19 protein-coding genes are annotated in these 22,157 nt (G+C 37.0%); 4 read left to right on the top strand and 15 right to left on the bottom strand.

Annotated features, from left to right (window positions below; genetic code table 11):
- Positions 1-230 precede the first annotated feature (230 nt).
- The 3 genes from spxB (at position 231) to F5ESL0263_RS08560 (ending at position 5,175) form a co-directional block, all read left to right on the top strand.
- Complete coding sequence (gene spxB, locus F5ESL0263_RS08570) at positions 231-2,042, top strand: pyruvate oxidase (protein WP_122036389.1); 1,812 nt, start codon at positions 231-233, stop codon at positions 2,040-2,042.
- Positions 2,043-2,148: 106 nt separating this feature from the next.
- Positions 2,149-3,534 (top strand): NADP-dependent phosphogluconate dehydrogenase, encoded by a 1,386-nt coding sequence (gndA, locus tag F5ESL0263_RS08565; RefSeq protein WP_122036387.1) that lies wholly within the window; start codon positions 2,149-2,151, stop codon positions 3,532-3,534.
- 81 nt (positions 3,535-3,615) lie between these two features.
- On the top strand, positions 3,616-5,175 hold the full coding sequence (locus tag F5ESL0263_RS08560) for a ClC family H(+)/Cl(-) exchange transporter (RefSeq protein ID WP_122036385.1): 1,560 nt from the start codon (positions 3,616-3,618) through the stop codon (positions 5,173-5,175).
- A 95-nt stretch (positions 5,176-5,270) separates the two neighbouring features.
- Here the strand turns inward: F5ESL0263_RS08560 and F5ESL0263_RS08555 are convergent, their stop codons facing one another.
- The 4 genes from F5ESL0263_RS08555 to F5ESL0263_RS08540 form a co-directional block, all read right to left on the bottom strand.
- On the bottom strand, positions 5,271-6,614 hold the full coding sequence (locus F5ESL0263_RS08555) for an MFS transporter (RefSeq protein ID WP_122036383.1): 1,344 nt from the start codon (positions 6,612-6,614) through the stop codon (positions 5,271-5,273).
- Between the two features lie 184 nt (positions 6,615-6,798).
- Positions 6,799-8,109 (bottom strand): NCS2 family permease, encoded by a 1,311-nt coding sequence (locus F5ESL0263_RS08550; protein WP_122036381.1) that lies wholly within the window; start codon positions 8,107-8,109, stop codon positions 6,799-6,801.
- 123 nt (positions 8,110-8,232) lie between these two features.
- A complete protein-coding gene (locus F5ESL0263_RS08545; protein WP_122036379.1) occupies positions 8,233-9,687 on the bottom strand; it encodes a DASS family sodium-coupled anion symporter in 1,455 nt (484 codons plus the stop codon).
- 69 nt (positions 9,688-9,756) lie between these two features.
- On the bottom strand, positions 9,757-11,064 hold the full coding sequence (locus tag F5ESL0263_RS08540; RefSeq protein ID WP_122036377.1) for an NCS2 family permease: 1,308 nt from the start codon (positions 11,062-11,064) through the stop codon (positions 9,757-9,759).
- A 227-nt stretch (positions 11,065-11,291) separates the two neighbouring features.
- On the opposite strand from F5ESL0263_RS08540, the gene F5ESL0263_RS08535 reads away from it, so the two are divergent.
- A complete protein-coding gene (locus F5ESL0263_RS08535) occupies positions 11,292-12,086 on the top strand; it encodes a Cof-type HAD-IIB family hydrolase (RefSeq protein ID WP_122036376.1) in 795 nt (264 codons plus the stop codon).
- Here F5ESL0263_RS08535 and F5ESL0263_RS08530 read toward each other — a convergent pair whose 3' ends face one another.
- From F5ESL0263_RS08530 to F5ESL0263_RS08480, 11 genes are all read right to left on the bottom strand, one after another.
- A complete protein-coding gene (locus tag F5ESL0263_RS08530) occupies positions 12,087-12,914 on the bottom strand; it encodes an amino acid ABC transporter substrate-binding protein (protein ID WP_122036410.1) in 828 nt (275 codons plus the stop codon).
- An 18-nt stretch (positions 12,915-12,932) separates the two neighbouring features.
- The gene (locus F5ESL0263_RS08525; RefSeq protein WP_122036374.1) at positions 12,933-13,586 is read right to left on the bottom strand and encodes an amino acid ABC transporter ATP-binding protein; all 654 of its coding nucleotides are present in this window, start codon (positions 13,584-13,586) and stop codon (positions 12,933-12,935) included.
- Positions 13,587-13,601: 15 nt separating this feature from the next.
- Positions 13,602-14,243, bottom strand: coding sequence for an amino acid ABC transporter permease (locus tag F5ESL0263_RS08520; RefSeq protein WP_122036372.1), 642 nt, complete (start codon positions 14,241-14,243; stop codon positions 13,602-13,604).
- A gap of 216 nt (positions 14,244-14,459) precedes the next feature.
- Positions 14,460-15,146 carry a deoxynucleoside kinase gene (locus tag F5ESL0263_RS08515; protein WP_122036370.1) on the bottom strand — a complete coding sequence of 229 codons (687 nt, stop codon included), beginning with the start codon at positions 15,144-15,146 and terminating at the stop codon, positions 14,460-14,462.
- An 11-nt stretch (positions 15,147-15,157) separates the two neighbouring features.
- On the bottom strand, positions 15,158-15,808 hold the full coding sequence (locus tag F5ESL0263_RS08510) for a deoxynucleoside kinase (protein WP_122036368.1): 651 nt from the start codon (positions 15,806-15,808) through the stop codon (positions 15,158-15,160).
- Positions 15,809-16,081: 273 nt separating this feature from the next.
- The gene (locus tag F5ESL0263_RS08505; RefSeq protein ID WP_122036366.1) at positions 16,082-16,582 is read right to left on the bottom strand and encodes an Asp23/Gls24 family envelope stress response protein; all 501 of its coding nucleotides are present in this window, start codon (positions 16,580-16,582) and stop codon (positions 16,082-16,084) included.
- 20 nt (positions 16,583-16,602) lie between these two features.
- Complete coding sequence (locus F5ESL0263_RS08500; RefSeq protein ID WP_122036364.1) at positions 16,603-16,794, bottom strand: DUF2273 domain-containing protein; 192 nt, start codon at positions 16,792-16,794, stop codon at positions 16,603-16,605.
- A gap of 11 nt (positions 16,795-16,805) precedes the next feature.
- Positions 16,806-17,360, bottom strand: a complete 555-nt coding sequence (gene amaP, locus F5ESL0263_RS08495) for an alkaline shock response membrane anchor protein AmaP (protein WP_158593036.1) — start codon at positions 17,358-17,360, stop codon at positions 16,806-16,808.
- A 163-nt stretch (positions 17,361-17,523) separates the two neighbouring features.
- Entirely contained in the window at positions 17,524-18,249 is a 726-nt protein-coding gene (locus tag F5ESL0263_RS08490) for a glucosamine-6-phosphate deaminase (RefSeq protein WP_122036360.1), read from the bottom strand.
- 187 nt (positions 18,250-18,436) lie between these two features.
- On the bottom strand, positions 18,437-20,782 hold the full coding sequence (locus F5ESL0263_RS08485) for an ATP-binding cassette domain-containing protein (protein ID WP_122036358.1): 2,346 nt from the start codon (positions 20,780-20,782) through the stop codon (positions 18,437-18,439).
- Between the two features lie 181 nt (positions 20,783-20,963).
- On the bottom strand, positions 20,964-22,052 hold the full coding sequence (locus F5ESL0263_RS08480) for a YdcF family protein (RefSeq protein WP_122036356.1): 1,089 nt from the start codon (positions 22,050-22,052) through the stop codon (positions 20,964-20,966).
- Positions 22,053-22,157 lie beyond the last annotated feature (105 nt).

Genomic DNA, 22,157 nt, shown 5'->3' with positions numbered 1-22,157 from the left:
GAATAAATCAAAAAAATTCACAAAAAATGGTCGAATGATCAGATAATCACAAATTTAATTATTGCTGTTATCTTAAAATGACAAATTGCAGTGACATCTTTGTGAAATTAATATTTTTGCACAGCGCTTACATCTCACTTACCACGTTGATTTTACTTACTTGAAATTGTGAAATTATATGTTTTAATACAGTATGTAAGTAAATGTATTTAAGGAGATGCACTTTAAAAATGGCAAAAATTAATGGCGCAAATGCTATGCTCCAAGTTTTATTGGACTGGCATATTGATCATATCTATGGTTTCCCAGGTGGTTCATTCGACTCAACTATGAATGCTATCCACGACTTTAAGGGAAAATTAAAGTATATTGAAGTACGGCACGAAGAAGCTGGTGCTCTAGCTGCTGCAGCTGAATATAAATTCACTGGTCAAGCTGGTGTATGTTTTGGTTCAGCCGGTCCTGGTGCCGTTCACTTAATGAACGGTTTATACGATGCTAAGTACGACAAAGTTCCAATGGTAGCTATTATTGCTAACGTTCCTACTAGTCGTCAAGACATGGACTTCTTCCAAGCTTTCGATGAAAAGCCTTGGTTCGATCCCGTTGCTGTTTGGAACCACCAAGTTAAACGCGCAGATCAAATTCCATCAATGATGGATGAAGCTCTTCGTCAAGCTTATGCTAAGAAGGGTCCAGCTGTTTTAATCCTTCCTAAAGACTTTGGTTGGGAAAAGATTAACGATAACTTCCGTGTAACTTACAATTCATTGCAAGCTATCCCTAACTACGCAGCTCCTAAGAAAGAAGAAATCGACGCAGCTGTTAAGATTCTTGAAGAAGCTAAAAACCCAGTTGTATACTACGGTATGGGTATGAAGGGTCACGGCGACGTTTTAAAGAAGTTCGCTGAAAAATTCAAGACTCCATTGATGTCTTCAGTTATAGCTAAGGGTATTGTTGAAGACAAGTTCCCAGCATACATGGGTTCAATTGGTCGTGTTGCTCCTAAGCCAAGTGACGATATTCAAACACACGCAGATGCTGTTATTTGGGTAGGTAACGACTCACCATTCTCAGTATTCTTCTTTGATCCAAAGGCTAAGGTTGTTCAAATTGATGTTGACTCAGAAAAATTGGGTAAGCGTCACGCAGTAGATGTTCCAATTTTGGCTGACGGTGCTAAGACTTTACAAGCTATGATTGATGCTGGTGAAGCTCGTGAAGAATCACCACTTTACAAGGCTGCAATGGCTGACCGTAAGAACTGGGAAGACTGGGAGCACAGCTTTGATGACTCAGACGAAATGCCAGTTCGTCGTGAACCAATTTTTGACATCATTAACAAATATGCTGATGCTGATGCGCAATTCGCTATTGATGTTGGTAATATCAATATTGACTTCCAACGTTTGGTAGACTTACACGATGAACAAACTTGGGCAACCTCAGGTTTGTACGCAACTATGGGCTTTGGCTCTCCAGCTGCAATTGCTGCTGCAACTGCACACCCAGAACGCGAAGTTTGGAACTTGAGTGGTGACGGTGGCTTTGCAATGATGAGTCAAGAATTATTGACTGAAGCTCGTTACAACATGCACATCTTAAACGTTGTCTTCACTAATGATACTTTAGGTTTCATTGAAGCAGAACAAGTTGATCAATCACACCAACCATTATCTGGTGTTATTATGCCTAATAATGAATGGGCACAAGTTGCTGAAGGTATGAATGTTAAGGGTGTAACTGTACGTACTAAGAAGGAATTCGAAGACGCAGTTAAGGAATTCAAGCAAATGGATGGACCAATGTTAATCGACATCAAGTTCACTCATGACATGCCTTACTCAACTGAATTGAACACACTTGACGATCCTGAATTCGTTAAGAAGTATCAAGCAGAAGCATTGAAGCCATTTAGTTACTTTGCTGACAAGTATGGTTTGGTTGAAGACGCTGCTTCCGGCGCTTCCGAAGCTGAAGAGGAAGAACCTGAACCAGAAGAAGAACCTGATACAACTTCAGGTGCTTCTGAACACTAATATTTAATATTAGAACTCAAAAAAGCGAGACTCTTGAAAGTTTCGCTTTTTTGCTTTCTTACAAGTATAATAATAGAGTATGAACTTGAACGATGGAGGAATATATATGCAACAGTTCGGGATTATTGGTTTATCCGTCATGGGTAAAAACCTAGCTTTAAATGTTAGAAATAGTGGCTTCTCCGTTTCAGGCTTTAGTATCGATAAAAAAGAAGTTGATGCTTTTGCAGAATATCAGGATGATAAGCTAAAACCAACTTATTCTTGGGAAGAATTTGTTAATTCGCTTGAAAAACCACGCAAAATTTTGATTCAAATTATGGCTGGTAAGCCAGTAGATGAAACATTGCACAAGTTGTTACCTTTGCTTGATAAAGGCGACATTTTACTTGATGGTGGTAATTCAAACTTCCACGATACTAATCGTCGTTTCCATGAAATGGAAGAACACGGGATTCACTTTATTGGAATGGGTGTTTCCGGTGGTGAAGAAGGTGCTCTAAATGGCCCTGCTTTAATGCCTGGCGGCGACGAGAAAGCATACAAGGAAGTTGCACCAATCTTAGAAGCAATTGCTGCTAAGAACGATGATGGTCATCCTTGTGTTAGCTTTATTGGACCCGAGGGTAGTGGACACTATGTCAAAATGGTTCATAACGGTATCGAATATGGAATTATGCAAGAATTTTCTGAAGTTTATGATATCTTGCGTAAAGTTGCCGGAAAAACTAACGATGAAATGTCAGAAATTTTTGCAGATTGGAATCAAGGACTGGTTCAAGCTTATCTGAGTGAAATCACCTCAGAAGTTTTGAAGCAAGAAGACGATTTGACCCCAGATCATGTCATTGACCATATCTTGAACGTAGCTTCATACAAGGGTACAGGTAACTGGATGCTTGAAGACGGAGTACATTTGGGTGTGCCAATTAGTGTGATTGCAGAAGCTGTTATCAGTAGATTCATGTCTAAGGCAACAACTCGTGAAGGCAAGGAAATTAAGTGGGAAGGCGAAGTTCCTGAAGACTTAATTGATAATCTTGGTAAAGCTTTGCAGTTGAGTCAAGCCGTTGCCTATGCTCAAGGTTTCCAACAATTAAAGATGGCAGCCGATGCGTATAACTGGGAGTTGCGTTATCCAGCTATTGCTCAATCTTGGGAAGCTGGTTGTATCATTCGTTCATCTATGCTAAAGGATATTGAAAAAGCTTTTGCCGAAGGTAAACAACTTGATAATATGTTCCAAGATCCTTACTTTAAAGATTTAATGGAAAAGAACTTACCTGCATTGCGCAAGGTACTTGAATTAGCAACTAAGGCTGGTATTCCTACTCCAACTTTAAGTGCATCCCTTAATTATTTAGAATCCATTTTTAACCCAAGTCTTCCAGCTAACCTGATCCAAGGACAGCGAGATTACTTTGGTGCTCACACTTACTTCAGAAATGACCGTGACGGTGTATATCACACTGAATGGTATGAAGAAAAATAAGCTGTGTTACACGTGTAACAAAAAACCAGTTAAGTTTCGACTTTGACTGGTTTTTTGCTAGGAAAAAGAAGAGTGGGGTTAATGAAAAGGAAAAATCAACAACAAATAAAGTTATTATTTGAAGCAATGCTAGTAGGTCTTTTTAGTGGATTAGTTGTTGGGCTTTTTCGTTTTGGTATCAAAGAGTTAAGTACACTATGGCTGTATTTGTTTCACGTGGCACATTCTAGTGCAATATGGTTTATTCCAATTGTTTTGGGTTTATTACTAGTTGGACTAATAGCAGGCGTATTTGTTAAAGAATATCCTCACGTTGGTGGCTCAGGAATACCAGAAGTAAAGCTTCAGTTAGCAGGAAATCTAACGCTAAAATGGTGGTCAACTTTATGGCGCAAAGTGATTGGTGGCATATTAGTTATTAGTACGGGACTATTTTTAGGTCCTGAAGGTCCATCATTACAAATTGGATCAACGATTGGCCAAGGCGTAGGAGAGATGACAAAAGAGAAGAAAACTAATGCCCGCGTCTTACTAGCTACAGGCGCTGCCAGTGGACTTTCCGCGGCATTTGGTGCCCCACTAAGTGGAGCATTGTTTGTACTTGAAGAAGTTTTTCATAACTTTTCGCCCCGTGTCTGGCTAAATGCGCTGGCGGGTGCATTAGTGTCAGATTTTGTTGTATCTAATCTCTTTGGACAGAGGCCAGCCCTATCACTTACTTATCATAGGACGTTTCCAATTAAATCATATTATCATTTATTAATTCTGGGGCTAATTTTAGGGTTATTTGGTCATCTCTATAAGCTGGGATTATTCAAAACAAAAAAGTTATATGCCAAAATTAATTTTCTACCTAGTTGGTTGTTTGGGCTGATACCTTTAGCCCTATTAATTCCTATTGCTTACTTCTTACCATTAATCACTGGCCCGGGAAATCGTTTGATTTTGGCGCTGCCTAAAATGATTACTGCTGACAGCTGGAAAATGATTTTAGTTTTATTGTTTTTCTTTTTGCTTAGGATCATTTTTTCGATTGTTTCATATGATTCAGGACTCCCAAGTGGAATATTTTTACCAGTTTTAACAATGGGTGCACTCCTTGGCGCAAGTTATGGACTCATAATGGTGCACTTGAATTTGCTTCCAGCCAATTTAGTTATCAACTTAGTAATCTTTTCAATGGCGGGCTTTTTTGCAGCTGTAATTCGTGCACCTTTTACTGCAATAGTGTTAATTACAGAAATGGTAGGATCATTATTACACTTGATGCCACTTGCCGTTGTAGCAATTGTCGCACTTCTTGTTGACCAATTTTTAGGCGGAGAACCAATCTATGGCACATTAGCTAGAATGATGAATAAGCAAACTAACGTCAAACCAGCAAAAATGTCGGGTAAAACAGATCAATTAACCATTCCTGTTTATGAAGAGGGTCAATTAGCAGGAAAGAAGATTGCTGAGATAAAATGGCCTGAGGATACTTTAATTAACGCAATTTATCGTGACGGTAAATATATGATACCGAGTGGAAAAACCGTTATGAAAGCAGGAGATTCGCTTGTGATGACACTCGATGCAAATCGGCGAGGCCAAGTTTTTAGTCAAGTCAAAAAGTTACAAGAAGTCAATTATGATGGCTAGCTAATAGGCCACTAAATTTCAATTTCATTATTAATACTATTTATAATTTAAAAAGGCTGGCAAATCAGTAATTTGCTAGCCTTTTAGCTTTTAAGCTAAATTTTTTGTTCAGTTTTTTTAATAAATTTAGGTGAGGTTTCAGGTGCCCAAATAAGACAAATTATAAAAGCTGCAAGTAAAACACATGCACAGACCAGCATTGCTAAGTTTGCGCCTCCTGCTTTAGTCAAAATAGGTAATAAAAATGTCCCAGCTGCAGCGCCAATTCGGCTAATTGTAATGCAAATCCCGACACCACTGGCTTGAACTTTGGTATCAAATAGTTCTGTCGGATATGGATAGTCTAAAACTAGTCCTGACGAAAGAATGATTGCAAAAATTGAAAAAACCATTAACTTAAAGATTGACGAGGCATGTGGTGTTAAGGCCAAAATACCAATTAACACAGCAGAGAGTAAAAAATTACTAATTAAGAACATCCGTCGACTTATCCGATTGAAAATAAAAATTCCGAGAAATATCCCTAGCAACATACTGACGTTATATAAAGTACCGGACACCTTAGGATTACTAATATTCATTTTTTGAAGAAGAATGGGCAAAAAGATACTAATACCAAAAAATGCAAATGTTTGACATGCATAAAAGATTCCACCTACCAAGGTATGACGTAAGTATTTTTTACTAAATAAAATAGTCCAGGAAGATTGCTTAGTCTGCTTAGGACGCTTGAAGTGACGTGAAATGCCCCATTTATGTCCTAAAATTCGCCCAATAAGTCTGTTTGCGGCCTTGATTTTCCCTTTACTTGCCAACCATCCAGGAGAAGGCGGAAGAGGGAAAATGCTGCGAAATAGGGCTGTAATTAGAGCTGGAATAGCACCAGTTGCGAGAAGAATTTGCCAAGTATGTGAGCCAAAGCCATTAAGGTATGTACCAGTCAAATAAGAGGCGATAAAGCCTAAAACCCAATAAACTAGTAAGTGGCTTTGGCGCTTACTGTCTTCTCCTTTAGGTAACCATTTAGTTAAAAGTGTGTTACCTACGGTATAGTCGATAGCCATCATCAGACCGATTCCAATTCTAATTATAAAAGTTAGAGGTAAACTAGTGGTTAATGGATGTAATAGCGAAAGAATAGCTAATACATACATATTACTCATGAGCAATTCGCGCCGGCCAATTTTATCTGATAAGCGGCCAATAAACACACTGCTTGATAATCCAATTAAGCCGCCTGCACCAATTAACCCAGTCCACATTTCACTAACATGAATGTACTTGGTTGCTATGGTCATTGCTAAACCTGTAATTCCTAGTGAAAAACCACAAGTAAATTGACCTAAACTAACGGCAATCATTATTCGGATATGCACAGGCGAAAGAGGAGCTTTTTTATAATCTCGTGTTTGTCTAACTTTTTTCTTTTTTTCTAGCATAGTAATAGTTCGAGTAAAAAGCTCAAGCTACTTTATAACATCTCCTTTATTAATACATAAACTGTTATATAACATAACAGACTTTGAATAATCATGCAAAGATGCCTGTGTTCCTAAATATCAGAATACCGTAAAGAAAAAAGCCACCTTATAATAAGGTGGCTTTTTGGTTAGATTAATTGAGCTACATATTTGTAATCAAGAAAAAGATGACAAATACTACTAATAGCACGTACATCATCGGTGAAACCTTTTTAGCTTGCTTAGAGGCAATCATAGTGATTGGGTATGCAATCATTCCAAGTGCTAAGCCGTCTGAAATGCTGTAAGTAAGTGGCATACCGATAACTGTTAAAAATGCAGGAAAAGCAATTTCAAACTTATCCCAGTTAATTTTCTTCAAGTTACCAGCCATTAAAACGCCAACAATTATTAAGGCAGGTGCAGTAACAGTGGTTGGAATAACTGCCAGTAATGGACTAAAAATCATTGAGATTAAGAAGAAAATGCCAACAAAAACTGCGGTTAATCCTGTTCGTCCACCCATTGCAATACCGGCACTGGATTCAACTGATGTGCCAAGAGGAGCAGTTCCCAGAACAGCCCCTTCAACCATCGCTAGGGAGTCAGAAACGAAGGCTTTACCAATACGTGGAATTTTGCCATCTTGATCGACCATTCCAGCTTGTTCAGTCATACCGATCAAGGTACCTGCAGTATCAAAGAAAGTAACTAGTAAAAATGTTAGGACGACCATGAACAGCTGAGGTGTATTAATATCTTTTAGATGAAAAACAGCTTGGCCAAAGGTTGGGGCAATGCTTGGAGCAGTTGAAATAATTGCTTTTGGCACTTCGACTTGACCAATAAGAATACCAAAGATAGCCGTCACAACCATCCCGATAAAAATTGAACCTGGAACATTCATTGCCATTAAGATGACAGTTAAGGTCAACCCAAAAAGTGTAATCCAAACAGCTGGTGAGTTAAACTTACCCAAAGTTACTAAGCTAGAATCGCTGTTAACGATGAGTTTGCCGTTTTGCAAGCCAATAAAAGCAATGAATAAACCGATTCCGGCTGAAATAGCATACTTTAAGTCTTGCGGAATTGCATCGACTACTTTTTCACGTAGTTTTAAAACTGTGATTAAGATGAACAAGACAGATGCAACTAAGACAGCAGCTAATGCTGTTTGCCAGTTAATTTTCATTTCACCACAAACATTGTAAGCGAAGAACGCAGCACTACCTAGTGTTGGCGCAAGGGCTATGGGGTAGTTAGCCACAAAGCCCATGATGAAACAACCAATTGCAATTGAAACTGCGGTAACTGTGAACGCAGCACCTTTATCAATCCCAGCTGCATGTAAAATATTAGGGTTAACAAAAAGAATGTAGGAGAGACTAACAAAAGTGGTTAAAGCAGCAATTAACTCACGTTTGATAGTGGTATGAGCATCGTTTAAATGAAAGACGTTATCTAGTGTCGTCATTTTTTCCTCCAAAAAACTATCTTATAAAAGAACCAATAAAACTAGTTTAGCATAAGCAAATGAACTTGGAATAATATTTCCTGGGAAATAAAAAAGCAAGCCCTTTCAAGCTCGCTTTTGAAATTACCACATGCCGATAACTTTCATCCATCCTAGTCCGATTACTCCATAAACTAAGATGTAGAAAATACCGAAAATAAAACTCATCTTCCACCATTCACTTTGTTTAACATAACCAGTTGAAGAAAGTACCGAAGATGCGGTACTAGAATAGTGAGTAGTTGAACCCATGATTGCAGAAAACAGTGCTAAGAATTGTGCAGCCATAACTTTAGGTGCTCCGGCAGCAATTGCTACAGTTAAAAGTGGCAAGAACATTGCAGAGTTATGTGCTGTTGCACTGGCAAACAAGTAGTGGGTGTAGAACAATACGAGGGCTAAGATAATCAAAGTGATTAGCCAGTTGCCGCCCTTCATGCTACTTGAAATAGTAGTTGAAAGCCAGCCGATGAAGCCAAACTGAGTTAATTTTTCAGCCATAAAAACTAGAATTGAAAGCCAGATTAGAATGTTCCAGGCACCAGTTTCACCCAAAATATCTTTAGGTGTAAGAACACCTGTAAGTAAAAGCAACACAACAGAGATGAATGCAATCAAAGTTGCATCTATCCCAAGCGTGCTCGAAAGCATCCAGAGTGCTAAGGTAATCACAAAAATAATTGCCATCATTTTTTCAGGTAGTGTTGCTTTACCTAGTTCTTCAAGTTGCGTATTTGCCCATTCCTTAGCGTTAGGAGTTTCCTTTACTTTTGGTGGGTAGATCTTGTAAACAAAATATGGAATTACAAGTAGACAGATTGCGGCAGGCACAAGTGCAGCCATAAACCACTGCATCCATGTAAGTGTAACGCCTGCTTTACCAGCAAGTGCTACAGCAATTAAGTTAGGTGCACAAGCTGTCATAAAGAGAGACGAAGTAATAATGTTAACCTGAAATTCCGTGAAGATTAGATAGGCTCCCATTTTCTTTCTCGAGGGATCATTTGGCTTAGAGTCGTAAGTTTCAGCTAATGATTCAATTAAAGGATAAACCACACCACCAGCTCTGGCACCATTGGAAGGTGTTGCGGGTGAAACAATTAAATCAATTGCACCGATTGCATAGCCAAGACCCAATGATTTTTGTCCAAACCATTTAATAAAATATAGCGAAATTCTGCGTCCTAAACCAGTTTTTACGATTCCACGTGAAATCATAAATGCCATAACAATTAACCATGCAGAATTGTTAGCAAAAGCGTTAATAGCACCTTTTTCAATTAATTTACCATTAACTACTTTATCGGCCAATGGTACGAGACCAAGGCAGATTGTTAATGTAAAACCGATTAGTGTAACGCCGCTAATTGCAATTGGTAATGTAATACAACCAACAATGGTAGCGATAAAGATTGCGAGCATGTGCCAGGCCTGGACGGTAACCCCAGCAGGTCTGATAGGTGCAGTAAACCAGAAAACTAATCCAAGTAAAACTGGAAAAATAAATTTTTTATAGTCTATTTTTTCTAGTGTCTTCATGACTCCTCTTTTCAAAAAGTTAAAAAAATAAGATGATTGTTTAACACATTCATCTTATCATAGTTTATTTTAGAAGTTCAGCACCCATAGGAAAATGATGAATACTACAAAGAGCACCCACATCATAGGAGTAACTTCCTTACCACGTTTTGCTGCAAGCATGCAGATTGGGTAAGTAATAAGGCCAAGAGCCAAGCCATCTGAAATTGAGTAGGTAAGTGGCATACCGGTTAAAATCAAGAATGATGGCACAGCAATTTCCATTTTATCCCAATGAATGTGAGCTGTGTTTTGTGCCATTAGCACCCCAACGATTATTAATGCAGGTGCCGTAACATGTGTAGTGAACAGACCAAGTAATGGACTGAAAATCATTGAAATTAAAAAGAAAATAGCAACGAAAACTGCAGTTAAACCAGTCCGTCCACCAACAGCAATACCTGCACTTGATTCAACAAATGCGCCAACTGGAGATGTACCTAAGACTGAACCGACCATCATGGCAGTTGAGTCGGAAGCTAAGGCTTTACCTACACGAGGCATTTTATTATCTTTCATAAAGCCAGCTTGTTGGGCTAAGCCAATTAAAGTTCCCGCTGTATCAAAGAAAGTAACAAGTAAAAAGGTTAGAACAACGACCCACATTTGAAGAGTATTGATATCTTTAACATGGAAAATTGCTTGACCAAAGGTTGGTGCGATACTAGGTGCAACTGAAATGATTTTAGTTGGTAGAGCAATTTGACCAGTAACGACACCAAAAAGTGCGGCTAAAATCATACCAATGAAAATTGCACCTGGGACATTCAAGATCATTAGGACAACTGTTACTAAAAGTCCAAAAATTGTAATCCAAACAGCTGGATCATGAAGTGAGCCAAGGCCAACCAATGTAGATTTATTAGCAACAATAAGGCCACCGTCTTGCATTCCTAAGAATGCAATGAAAAGACCGATACCAGATGAAATGGCAAATTTCAAATCAGCTGGGATTGCGTTAATGATCTTTTCACGCAACTTGAACATAGTAATTAAAATAAAAATGATTGAGGCAACGAAAACGGCAGCTAATGCTGTTTCCCATGAAACATGCATACCTACACAAACTGTATAGGCAAAGAAAGCATTGATACCAAGTGCTGGTGCTTCACCAATGGGATAGTTAGCAACAATACCCATTAAAGCTGTACCTAATGCACTTGCCAGTGCTGTTGCAGTAAAGACAGCACCTTTGTCCATTCCACTGGCACCCAAAACGCTTGGATTAACGAATAGGATGTAAGACATACTAATAAAAGTAGTCAGTCCAGCGAGAAACTCAACTTTAACACTGGTTTTATATTTATCGAGCTGAAAGTAGCTCTTAATAAAATTCATTTAATCTCTCCCACTATAATAATGTTCGTGTTTTATTTACATCTAACGACTATTTTAGTGTAGCATGCTGATATATAAATGCAAATACGAATTATATAATGAAAAGCCTTACATTTGAGTGGGATTTACGAATGAACAAGTTTCCTGACAGATTGACCGCAAGATGAAATAGTTTTTAAAATAAACTATCTTAGTAAGCTAATGAGTATAAGAAGGTTGGAGAAAAAATGGCTAAATTGTTGTTTTCAGATATTGATGGAACATTAATAAATACAGATTTAGAAGTAACACCTAAAACAAGAGATGCGATTAGACGGCAAATCATTAATGGCAATGTTTTTATCCCAGTTTCTGCAAGAATGCCGCAAGCAGTGATGACTGCGGCTGGCCAGATAACTAAGAACTGTCCAATGATTGCATACAATGGCGCTTTAGTCTTAGATGAAATGGGAAGACCAATATCTTCGCGCTTCATGAAAGCAGCAGAAGCAGCTGAGATCTGTTCATATATCGAAAAGAAAAATAATCAGACTACTTGGAATGTTTATAGTGGCTATGACTGGTTTTATTACCCAGGAAATAATGTTAAATTGGTAAAAAAAGAGGAGCAGATTGTTCAAGTTAAAGCGACACCAAGTTCAATTGCTGAAGTTAAAAAACTTAAAGGTGTTCACAAGGTCCTTATTATGGGAAATCCAGAACAACTTGATCAAGAGCAAAAAGATCTGACTGCCGAATATCCAGACTTGGTCTTAGTTAAATCGGCTCCCAATTTATTAGAAATAGTTGTAAATGGTGTATCTAAAGGCGAGGGAATTAAAGAACTGGCAGAAGAATTTAATGTGAAGCTGACTGATTGTTGGGCATTTGGTGACAACTACAATGATGTTTCAATGCTACAAACAGTTGGGCATCCATTTTTGATGGGTAACGCTCCAGCAGAATTGAAAAAGCAATTTGTAAATGTGACTTCTGATAACAACCATGATGGCATTGCGCAAGTTCTTGAGAAGCTTAGCTAATTACTTTTTAAGAAGTGGGGACTGTGCCTTATCCCCAAACCACTTATGATTAATTCGGTCTAAGGTTCCATTTTTAGCAAGAATATCTAATCCATGGTTGATCTTTCGCTGTAAAGTTATATCACTTTTTCGCATACCAACGCCAAATTGTTCCTTTGGAAAAGAACTATCAATTTCAGTGAATCGTTCAGGATGCTTTTGACGCGAAATATAGTAATTGGCATAGGAACTATCAATCAACAAGCCATCAATTCGACCTGCGTTTAGATCGATAAAGGCGTTAGTAAAGGAATCGTAGAGAATTGGATAGTGGTCTTTAATTCGGTTAGCAAGTACCTTTGGATAATCCATGATGTCATTGTAACCTGATGAACCAGATTGGGCGCCTAGTGCTTTATTTTGCATGTCTTTAATGCTGTTAATGTGATTTTTCTTCAGTGCAACTATGACCTGTGCTGTATCCAAATAGGTTTTACTAAAGTTGACTTTTGCCTCTCTAGCGGGAGTTTTACTGAAACCATTCCAAATTACATCAATTGTCCCATTTCTTAATTCAGTTGTATTCATTGACCAATCAATTGTTTGGAAGCTGACCTTGATACCATATAATTTAAAAACTGCATTAGCTAAGTCAACGTCATAACCGATTAGTTTTCCATTTTTTTGTTGAAAATCCATTGGAACAAATGTGTCGTCAACACCAACAACTACGTAGCCTCGAGCCTTAATATGGGTCCAATTGTCAACTTTGCTAGCTTGTCTGTTAACGGAAATACCGCTACAGGCAGACAGAGTAAGAATAAAAAAGATGGTGGCAAATAATGCCATTAGACGTTTGCATTTCACTTAATCCACCTTCTTAAAATCTAACGCTTTAACCGTGAAAATTTGATCAGCTACTTGATAAGCAAAATCCATATCGTGTGTAACAATAATTTGTGTCATCTTATTATTGTTTTTCAGTTGTAAAATAATTTCGCCGACTTTGGTACGTAATGCAGGATCCAGTGCAGAGGTTGGCTCATCATAGCATAGAATTTGTGGTTTCATTGCTAATGCTCGCGCAATCGCAACTCTTTGCTTTTGTCCACCAGACAGCTGATATGGATACAGTTCTTCTTTGCCCGTTAAGTCTAGATTGTGAAGCAATTGCTTGGCTGTTTGTAGAGCCTGGCTATTATCTTCTTTTAAAACCAATTTTGGTGCGAGTGTGATATTGTCAATGATGGTCAAATTAGGAAACAATTCGTAACTTTGAAAAACAACACCAGTAATTTGATTATCTTTACTTGGTTCAGTTGGGTCAAATTCTTGATTGTTCCAGAGAAATTGACCAGAATCGACTTTTTCTAAGCCACTAAGGCAACGTAGAAGAGTGGTTTTGCCGGCACCCGAAGGCCCGACTATTGCTAATATCTCTTGATCGGGAATTGTTAAGTTTAGCTTATTTAAAATTGTTCGAGAGCCAAATTTTTTAGTAATATTCTTTAATTCAAGCATGAATCATTCCCCTTGTTATTTCCACTTAGAGTAACTGTGTTCGATTTTCTTTAAAATAAATGATGCAATACCGGTCATTAGTAGATAAATAATACCAACTAGAACTAATGGCACAAGCGTAACGTCTCGCGCAGTTGCAACGTTTCCTGCACGTAGGAGTTCACCTAAGCCAATAACATAAACAAGGGAAGTGTCCTTGACTAAGTTGATTACTTCATTGCCAATTGACGGTATAACAATTTTGCTTACTTGGGGGATAATAATATGTCGCAAAGTTTGCCATTTTGTGAGCTGCAGAACGTGTGCACTTTCATATTGGCCGACTGGCACAGACTGAAAACCGCCACGGAAAATTTCTGCAAAATAAGCAGTATAATTTAGAATAAAAGCGAATAAGGCAGCATTGTATCGTTGAAAGATGATGCCAATAATGGGTAATCCATAAAAAATAAAGATTAGCTGTAGTAACAATGGTGTACCACGCATAATCCAGATATAAAATTTTAAAATAGCGCGTAAAATTTTAAAATGCGAAATCAATCCCAAACTAACAATAATTCCAAGTGGGATAGAAATGATCAAGGTCCATAAGAATAGAATCAGGGTCATTTTAGCTCCAGAAAGTAGAGAAGGCATGATTGAGATAATATAATTCATCTTATTCTCCTTTAAAGCGTAAACTAAAATAATGAGCAAAAAATTACATTTATGACAGAATAGCACATATTTTTTTAATAATAAAATGGTAACAGTGTAAAAAAACTATTTTGGACTGCTTAGTAAGAATATTTAACAAAACAAAAAGCCGGTTTTTAGACTAAATATCTAAAAACGGCTTTTTTACTACTATATGCAAGTTGATTGGTTTACTGATTAAGCATCAAGTTCGACCTTGGTTGGTTTATCCCATGATTCAGGTAATTTACCAATCTCTTTTAATTTATCGACAATTTGATTTAAAACAATCTCACGGTCATGTTCATTGGTCATAAAATCAAGCTCATCACCATTAATTTCCATTTTAGGTGAATAATCATATTTTTCATACCAAGGCTTGTAATAACGTAATAGTCGTTTGTAATAATCTTCAAGCGTTGAATCATAGCTAAGTTGTTCATACGGGCGGCCACGTTTCTGAATACGTTTAAGCATCGTCTCGTATGAAACATTGATATGGACGAGCAAATCAGGGCTCTTTTTTGGCATATTTTTGAGCTCATTCATCATATTGTTTAAAAGCTCATAGTATGTGTCAACTTCTTCTTTAGTTGCACGTCCAATATCGGCATTCATTTGGAAAAAGAGTGCATCTTCATAGATAGAACGATCAAGTACGTTATTATCGTCGGTTAATGCATCCTTAATGCTGCGAAAACGTGTATTAAGGAAAAATACCTGAAGCAGAAACGCATATTTTTTAGGATCAGCGTAAAAAAGTGGTAAGACTGGATTATCGTCAACACTTTCGTAAAATGGCTTAGTTCCTAAATATTTGGCTAAAATACTGGTTAAACTGGATTTACCGGCTCCAATAGGGCCACTTAAAACAATAACTGTCATCACGTTCCTTCTTATTCTAGACTGCCAATTTCACGCAGCTTGCTATCTATCTGGCTTAAAACTTCCTTTTTAGCATCTTCATCACCGATAAAGTCATACTTGTCACCGTCAATTACAATCTTAGGTGAGGCATCATACTCTTCGTACCAAGGCTCATAATAGCGAATTAAGCGTGCATAGTAATCTTTCAGACTGGGATCAGTCGAGATTTGCTCATAAGACCGACCACGCTTCTCGATTCGTTTTAGCATGGTATCTAGTGACACACGGATATAGATCAAGAGATCCGGCTTTTTACTAGGATTTCCTGGGGTGTCTTCCATCATGTTTTCAAGTAAACTGTCGTAAATCTTAAATTCGGTAGGATCAGCGACATTGCTTTCCGCATTCATTTGGAAAAAGAGGGCATCTTCGTAAATAGAACGGTCAGAGACACTGTTTTTCTCTTTAACTGCTTGATTGATTTGTGCTAACCGGTGGTTAAGCAGATAAATGTTAAGTAAAAAAGTGTACCGTTTCATGTCCTGGTAATATAAAGGAAGAACTGGATTACTATCAACGCCTTCATAAAAGGCTTGAGTTCCTAAATGTTCAGCTAAAATACTGGTTAAACTGGATTTACCGGCTCCAATAGGCCCGCTTAAAACAATAACTTGAATCACGCTCTTTCTTAAATACAATATATAGATTAATATCTAGTTTAATACGAGATATAGTGGTAAACAAGAAGAAATTTAATTTGCATTGGGGCAAAAATGTCAAGTGATTTTGCATAGTGCAGACCAAAAAAACTGCTTATAGTTTGATAATTATATGTAAATATATATTTTTATGATAAAAAATTAAGGAGTGTTACACGTGAAACTAACGGAAAACAAAAAGAGAAGTGCATTGCTTGAAGCACTTCTCTTTTTGAATAGATTGGTTAAGATGAGTTACTTAACGCGCTCTTCTTTCTTTTCTTCTTTTTTATCTTCAACCTTGTCTTTTTGTTCGTCAATCTTTTCTTTGGCGTCTTGAGTGGCACCAGTTAGACGATCTTGCAAGCTGACAGAGTCTTTTTCATGCTCTTCCTTAGTCTTGATATCAACCACTGTGACGTTAACTTCAACGGTATCCAAGCCTGTCATTTCTTTAACCTTGTCATAAATCTTTTGTCTAATTTCATCATAAAGTTTAGGAATGTCAGTACCGTATTCTGCAACGATTTCAATATCGACAGCGACTTGTTTTTTACCCACTTCGACGTTAACACCATTAGTTACATCATCACTGTTAACAATCTTATCAGCTAAGTTAGAGAAGAAACCGCCATTAACAGTTAATAGTCCTTTAACGTCTGCCAAAGCAATGCCGACAATCTTTTGGATTACTTTAGAGTCATAAGATAAGTCGCCTTTAACTTCTTGTTTTGAGTTGTTGTTATTTTGTACCATAATAATTAAATTCCTTTCATTTAGTGTTGTTGTTGTTTACTTACCAAGCTTTTTAGCAATGGCCAATAATGCCCAGCTAGAAAGCCTAACACTAGTAGCACAATGACAAAAATAGTTTTAAAAAAGCCTAATCCCAAAAAACAAAATGCTAGTAACAAGCCGATTGCTGCACCGCATATTTCTGGGAGGTGTTCCTGCAAAATTTTATTCATTTTTGCCTCCTTTATTGAACGCGTGTCTCGGGCTTATCAGAGTTTTGATAGTTAACAAACTTAATTTTGATTTTTGGTTTCTGCTCGATTCCCAAAAGTTGACTAAGATTACCTTTAAGCTCTTCAAGGTATTGCTCAAGAACAGCGTTAACGTTGTCACCATGTCCTAAATTGCCACTAATCCTGATTTTGATTTTATGATTAGTAAGCTTAGAATCAACTTTTGCCTTATTGATAAAAGGCAATTCAGATAAGGAATTCATGACATAACCGTTAATCGCCTTACTATTAACTCTAACTTGTCCATCGCGCTTATGAATTAAGGTGAAGTAGCGCTGAACTGGCCAGAATAGAATGATTAATAAACTAATGATTAAAGCCAAAAGAATAATGGCACTAGCACCGATTAGATACCATTCGAAAATAGGATTTAATGTACCCATTTTGGGGATGCTAAGCCTTAAATACTTTTGCCAAAAACCGCTAGTTTCCCATAAGAGATAAATTGGCAGAGGCAGTAGTAAAAGCAGAAAAACTACCAGTAACCATTTTTTACTTCGTTTCAATTTATCACATCCTCTCATGCTCTAATCTAATCATAATACGGATTATTTTGTTAGCGTTAGTGATATGCACCTGTTAATAGAGAGCATTAATGTTAAAAGCTATTTGTAATAAAAAAGGCGATGCTTTCCTTGCATCGCCTTTTTTATTAATCAAATTATCTAATTAGTTCTTTGATTTTTCACTGAGCTTACTTGCAGCAGCATCGTCAATAATTAATGTGACATTAGAGTGGTTTTGTAAAACGGAAGCAGGAACGTCTTCAGTTACAGGACCTTCGACCATTTTTTTAACGGCATCAGCTTTATTTTCACCAAAAGCCATAATAACGATTTCCTTTGCACTCATGATGTTAGCAATTCCCATACAAATTGCTGATTTTGGCACATCATCAATATTGCTGAAAAAGCGGGAATTAGCTTGAATAGTACTCTCAGTTAACTTGACTTCGTGAGTAACAGAATCAAAAGAAGTGCCTGGTTCATTAAAAGCAATATGACCATTTTGACCAAGACCTAATAATTGAATATCAATTGGGTTTTCATCAATGATCTTGTTGTAGTCATCAGAAGCACCTTGAGGGTCATTAATGGCTTTAATACCATCTGGAATATATGATTTCTTGAATGGCTTCTTGTCAAAAAGATTTTTTTGCATAAAGTAATGGTAACTTTGATCATTATCAGGAGTTAAACCAGTATATTCATCAAGGTTGATACTAATAAGATTGCTATTATCAAGATCACTTTGAGTCCATTCGTTGTATAGAGCTACAGGGGTAGAGCCAGTTGCTAAGCCGATTACCTTAGCACCATTTTCAATGCTCTTTTTAAATAGCTTAAAGCCTTCAGTACTACCGTTTTCTTTGTTGTTTGTAATGATAATTTTCATAGTTGAGCCTCCAATTAAGTTAAATTCATTATAAATTGGTATATGCCAATTTGTCAATTAGCTTTGTTAAAATTTTTTTCACTACTGACGCGCTTTTAACTAAGGCCAATTTTGATAACAAAAAAGTCTCAAATAATGTTTGTTTCACATGTAACATTATTTGAGACTAATTAAATGAAATTAGCGACTATTCACTTCTTAGTGCAATTGCGGCATCTTTCTTAGCTGCCATTCTTGCAGGAAGATGTCCACCTAGCATCGTTAAGATAGTAGAAATAACAATTAAAATCAAGGCGTGTACAGGATTTAATTGAGCAACATTTGCTAAGTCAGTCATTGAATATAAAATGCTGTTGATAGGGAAGACGAGTAGTTGAGCAATTACTACACCTAAGACACCTGAGAATATGCCAAGGATAAATGTTTCTGCATCAAAGACGCGTGTGATGTCTTTCTTACGAGCACCTAAGGCCTTTAAAATACCAATTTCTTTTGTTCGCTCCAAAACTGAAGTGTAAGTTAAGATACCAATCATAATCATTGAAGTGACAAGTGAGATTGCTGCAAAGGCAATTAACACAGCCGTGATACCACTTAACAAACCACCTGTCATAGAGGTAACGGCACTCGACATGTCAGTGTAGATGATTTTATCTTGTTTCTTTTTACCCTTATTCCATTGATCAAGGTAATCTAAGACTTTGTCTTTCGAATCAAAGTCATTTGGATAAATCATGATACCAGCAGGAAGAGAAGAACCGCCAATCGATTGCATCATCAGCTTTTTAGCACTGGCATTCATGTTTTGACCAGTCATTACATTACGGTCAGATTTCTTTTGTGCCTTTACAATAGCTGAATTTTGGTTCTGCTTGATAACCTTAACAGCTAAACGATCACTATATGCGATTCCGCTTGATAATAGAGCCATTGAATCCTTATTCTTTGGTCTTATTACACTAACAATGCGTAACTTGATTTTACTATTCTTGTACATCGTCTGGTTAGGTTTTTGTGGCACAAACATACCAGTAGGTAGTTCTTGATAATAGTCATTATTGTCGACTACTTTGAATTCTTTACCAATTAACTTATTAAAATCAAGTTTTTCATCTGCCTTAACTTTAATGCCCAGGTTCTTCAGAATGTTAATGTTAAGGGAATTCTTGTTATCAATGACCATAACTAAATCAGTTGGTTTGGATGGCCAAGCGCCAGATAGTAATTGGTAGTTATCCTTTAAAAAGTTACCCTTTTTCTTATCTAATGAGGTTGGAAAGACAGTTGAACCCATAAAGGACATACTTGCTGCTTGAGACTGCATTTGCTCGTACGCTTGAGAAGCAGCCGTGCCAGCAGGTAGCGGTGAAAATTGAACGGGCTTAACCTTACCATTTTCCTTACCAATTAAATTGAGGTTAACACCAACTTGATAAGAAATATTGTTAGCATATTCAGGATTAATCTTCTTTACGTAATCGACGTATTTTTGCGTAATTTTATTTTTATGTGCCGATTGCTGTAACTTGTCCTTTTTAGCAGTTAAATAGCCACGATTTTTAACGTTCTTTTCTGAATCATCACGGTCACTGATACTATTAACGTCCGTGGCCGTTTGCGAGATTGTAACAGGATATTTGGCAAGTGCCTTACTCATCGTAGTATCAATTTGCTTCTGAAAACCATTGGATAGCGATAAAACGATAGCAATGGAAATGATACCGATACTTGAAGCAAAAGCTGTTAAAGTTGTACGACCCTTTTTGGTCATAATATTGGTAAAACTTAACTTAATAGCATTCCAATAAGACATTTTAGTACGCTTCAAGTTGAAAGTGTCTTTCTCATCTTTTGGTGTGAATGGATTTGAATCGTCTAAAATCTTACCGTCTTGGAAGTTAACAATCCTGGTTGCGTACTCCTTTGCTAGTTCTGGGTTGTGTGTGACCATGACTACTAAACGATCTTTTGACAAGTTCTGAATTAGCTTCATGATTTGTTCAGAAGTCTCGGTATCGAGAGCACCAGTTGGCTCGTCACAAAGTAAAATATCAGGATCATTTGCTAAGGCACGAGCAATTGCAACACGCTGCATTTGCCCACCAGATAGTTGGTTAGGATTCTTCGAAATGTGATCTTTTAAGCCGACTTGTGTTAAAGCATCAACTGCACGTTGGTGTCTTTCTGAAGCAGGAACACCAGATAAGTTCATTCCTAATTCAACGTTGGCGATGATTGATAGGTGTGAGATTAGATTGTAATTTTGAAAAACAAAACCAACCGAGTTATTACGATATGCGTCCCAATCAGTTTCTTTGAAATTCTTAGTGGATTTACCATTAATAATCAAATCGCCGTTATCGTAACGATCGAGTCCACCAATAACGTTTAACATTGTCGTTTTACCAGAACCGCTGGGACCTAGAATTGCGACAAATTCTTGATTGCGAAACGAAATTGAGACATCGTCCAACGCCTTAGTCGTAGTATCACCAACGTGGTAAGACTTACGCAAGTTTTTTAATTGAAGCATGAGTTATTTCTCTTTTCCTTTTTATTAATTCATAAAAAATAATTTAGCACTTATAAATAAGTAACACTAAAATTCTTATTATATTAAGCCAATTAGTTAAAAAAAGCCATCCTCATTTTGAAAATTTTTAATTTAGCAATTAAAAAAGTCTCTTAAACAAATTAGAGCCTTTTTATCTGAGTTATTGTGCGATTTTAGTATATTGCAATAGTGCATATACTAGGAAGAAAAGAATTATTAAGCTAATCACTATGATATGACGTTTTTTATTGGTAACCAAAATAGCTGCAAATTCACGAACGATTGCATTGGGCAAGAAATAAAATCTTGTGTATGAACCAACTCCGTTTGCATTCAGCCCAGCCGCTTTGGCAAATAAAGCGGCACGAAAAATATGGTAGTTATTACTGAAAAATTTGGCACGATATTTTTCGCCGCCAAAGTCTTTTGCTGCTACTTTGGCTGAAAATTGCATATTTTGGTAAGTGTTTTTTGATCTATCCTCTAATAAGATAGATTCAGGACTAATACCACGACCAATTGCGTATTCGGCCATTGCTTTGGCTTCCGGAATTTTTTCATCTCTTCCTTGACCACCAGACATAATTAATTTTGGCATTTTTCTTCCTTTGTCGACCTGTTTTTGCGCATATTGAATTGCTCGATTAATGCGACTAGCAAGAAGTGGAGTAACAGTCTCACCTTTTGCTAAGCCAGCCCCTAAAACAATGAGGTAGTCTTGATTATATTGACGTGGTACAAATTGGTAAAGTGCTAGGTTAATAAGAAAGTTATAAGCGACTAATAATAGGTAGTTTACTACTGCAGAAGGTGTATATATTAAAGTCTTTTGCCAGGAAGGCAGTTTGCTAAATGGTGCAATAAAAATAATTAACCATGAAACAAGCAGTGCAATACCGATAAAGAGTGTCAGTAAATTTGATAGCGTATGTGCTTCTCTTTTCCAGACAAAGTAAGCATTCCACAAAAAGAAAAGCCAGGAAAAGGTGGTTACTAACGTAATTATGGCAATTATCAACACAACAATGACTTCATAGGTTAGAATCAACGGTCGCAAACTGGTCGAAAGAACGGCAACAGTTAACCAGACACCAAGCAAGAGAAGAAAAATTGTGAATAATATGCCATTAAGCAAACGGCGTGGTTCTTTAAGCCATGAAAGTAAAAAAATGGCTAAAGAAGCCAAAACAATTAGTGACAAATAAATAAAAGGCTTGTTTTGAGTAAAAAATTGAACAAAGTTAGACATATTTTCCTCCTACAAGAGATATTCTAACCTTATTATAGATTAGCTAGGTTAAAAGTCATAGTAATTGACTAGAGCAAAATACACGTTGTGTTCACTTTAAAAAAA

Source organism: Lactobacillus sp. ESL0263 (genome assembly GCF_003692845.1).
GTDB classification, from domain to species: Bacteria; Bacillota; Bacilli; order Lactobacillales; family Lactobacillaceae; genus Lactobacillus; species Lactobacillus apis.
This window is presented reverse-complemented; position numbering and strand designations above follow the sequence as displayed.

Excerpts from the sequence above, each read along its gene's own strand:
- F5ESL0263_RS08500 (WP_122036364.1), bottom strand. The coding sequence starts at position 16,794 with ATGAATAAAATTTTGCAGGAACACCTCCCAGAAATATGCGGTGCAGCA.
- F5ESL0263_RS08480 (WP_122036356.1), bottom strand. The coding sequence starts at position 22,052 with ATGTCTAACTTTGTTCAATTTTTTACTCAAAACAAGCCTTTTATTTAT.
- gndA (WP_122036387.1), top strand. The coding sequence starts at position 2,149 with ATGCAACAGTTCGGGATTATTGGTTTATCCGTCATGGGTAAAAACCTA.
- F5ESL0263_RS08560 (WP_122036385.1), top strand. The coding sequence starts at position 3,616 with ATGAAAAGGAAAAATCAACAACAAATAAAGTTATTATTTGAAGCAATG.
- F5ESL0263_RS08515 (WP_122036370.1), bottom strand. The coding sequence starts at position 15,146 with ATGACAGTTATTGTTTTAAGTGGCCCTATTGGAGCCGGTAAATCCAGT.
- F5ESL0263_RS08520 (WP_122036372.1), bottom strand. The coding sequence starts at position 14,243 with ATGAATTATATTATCTCAATCATGCCTTCTCTACTTTCTGGAGCTAAA.
- F5ESL0263_RS08490 (WP_122036360.1), bottom strand. The coding sequence starts at position 18,249 with ATGAAAATTATCATTACAAACAACAAAGAAAACGGTAGTACTGAAGGC.
- F5ESL0263_RS08540 (WP_122036377.1), bottom strand. The coding sequence starts at position 11,064 with ATGAATTTTATTAAGAGCTACTTTCAGCTCGATAAATATAAAACCAGT.
- F5ESL0263_RS08545 (WP_122036379.1), bottom strand. The coding sequence starts at position 9,687 with ATGAAGACACTAGAAAAAATAGACTATAAAAAATTTATTTTTCCAGTT.
- F5ESL0263_RS08485 (WP_122036358.1), bottom strand. The coding sequence starts at position 20,782 with ATGCTTCAATTAAAAAACTTGCGTAAGTCTTACCACGTTGGTGATACT.
- F5ESL0263_RS08530 (WP_122036410.1), bottom strand. The coding sequence starts at position 12,914 with ATGGCATTATTTGCCACCATCTTTTTTATTCTTACTCTGTCTGCCTGT.
- F5ESL0263_RS08550 (WP_122036381.1), bottom strand. The coding sequence starts at position 8,109 with ATGACGACACTAGATAACGTCTTTCATTTAAACGATGCTCATACCACT.
- F5ESL0263_RS08535 (WP_122036376.1), top strand. The coding sequence starts at position 11,292 with ATGGCTAAATTGTTGTTTTCAGATATTGATGGAACATTAATAAATACA.
- spxB (WP_122036389.1), top strand. The coding sequence starts at position 231 with ATGGCAAAAATTAATGGCGCAAATGCTATGCTCCAAGTTTTATTGGAC.
- F5ESL0263_RS08525 (WP_122036374.1), bottom strand. The coding sequence starts at position 13,586 with ATGCTTGAATTAAAGAATATTACTAAAAAATTTGGCTCTCGAACAATT.
- F5ESL0263_RS08555 (WP_122036383.1), bottom strand. The coding sequence starts at position 6,614 with ATGCTAGAAAAAAAGAAAAAAGTTAGACAAACACGAGATTATAAAAAA.
- F5ESL0263_RS08505 (WP_122036366.1), bottom strand. The coding sequence starts at position 16,582 with ATGGTACAAAATAACAACAACTCAAAACAAGAAGTTAAAGGCGACTTA.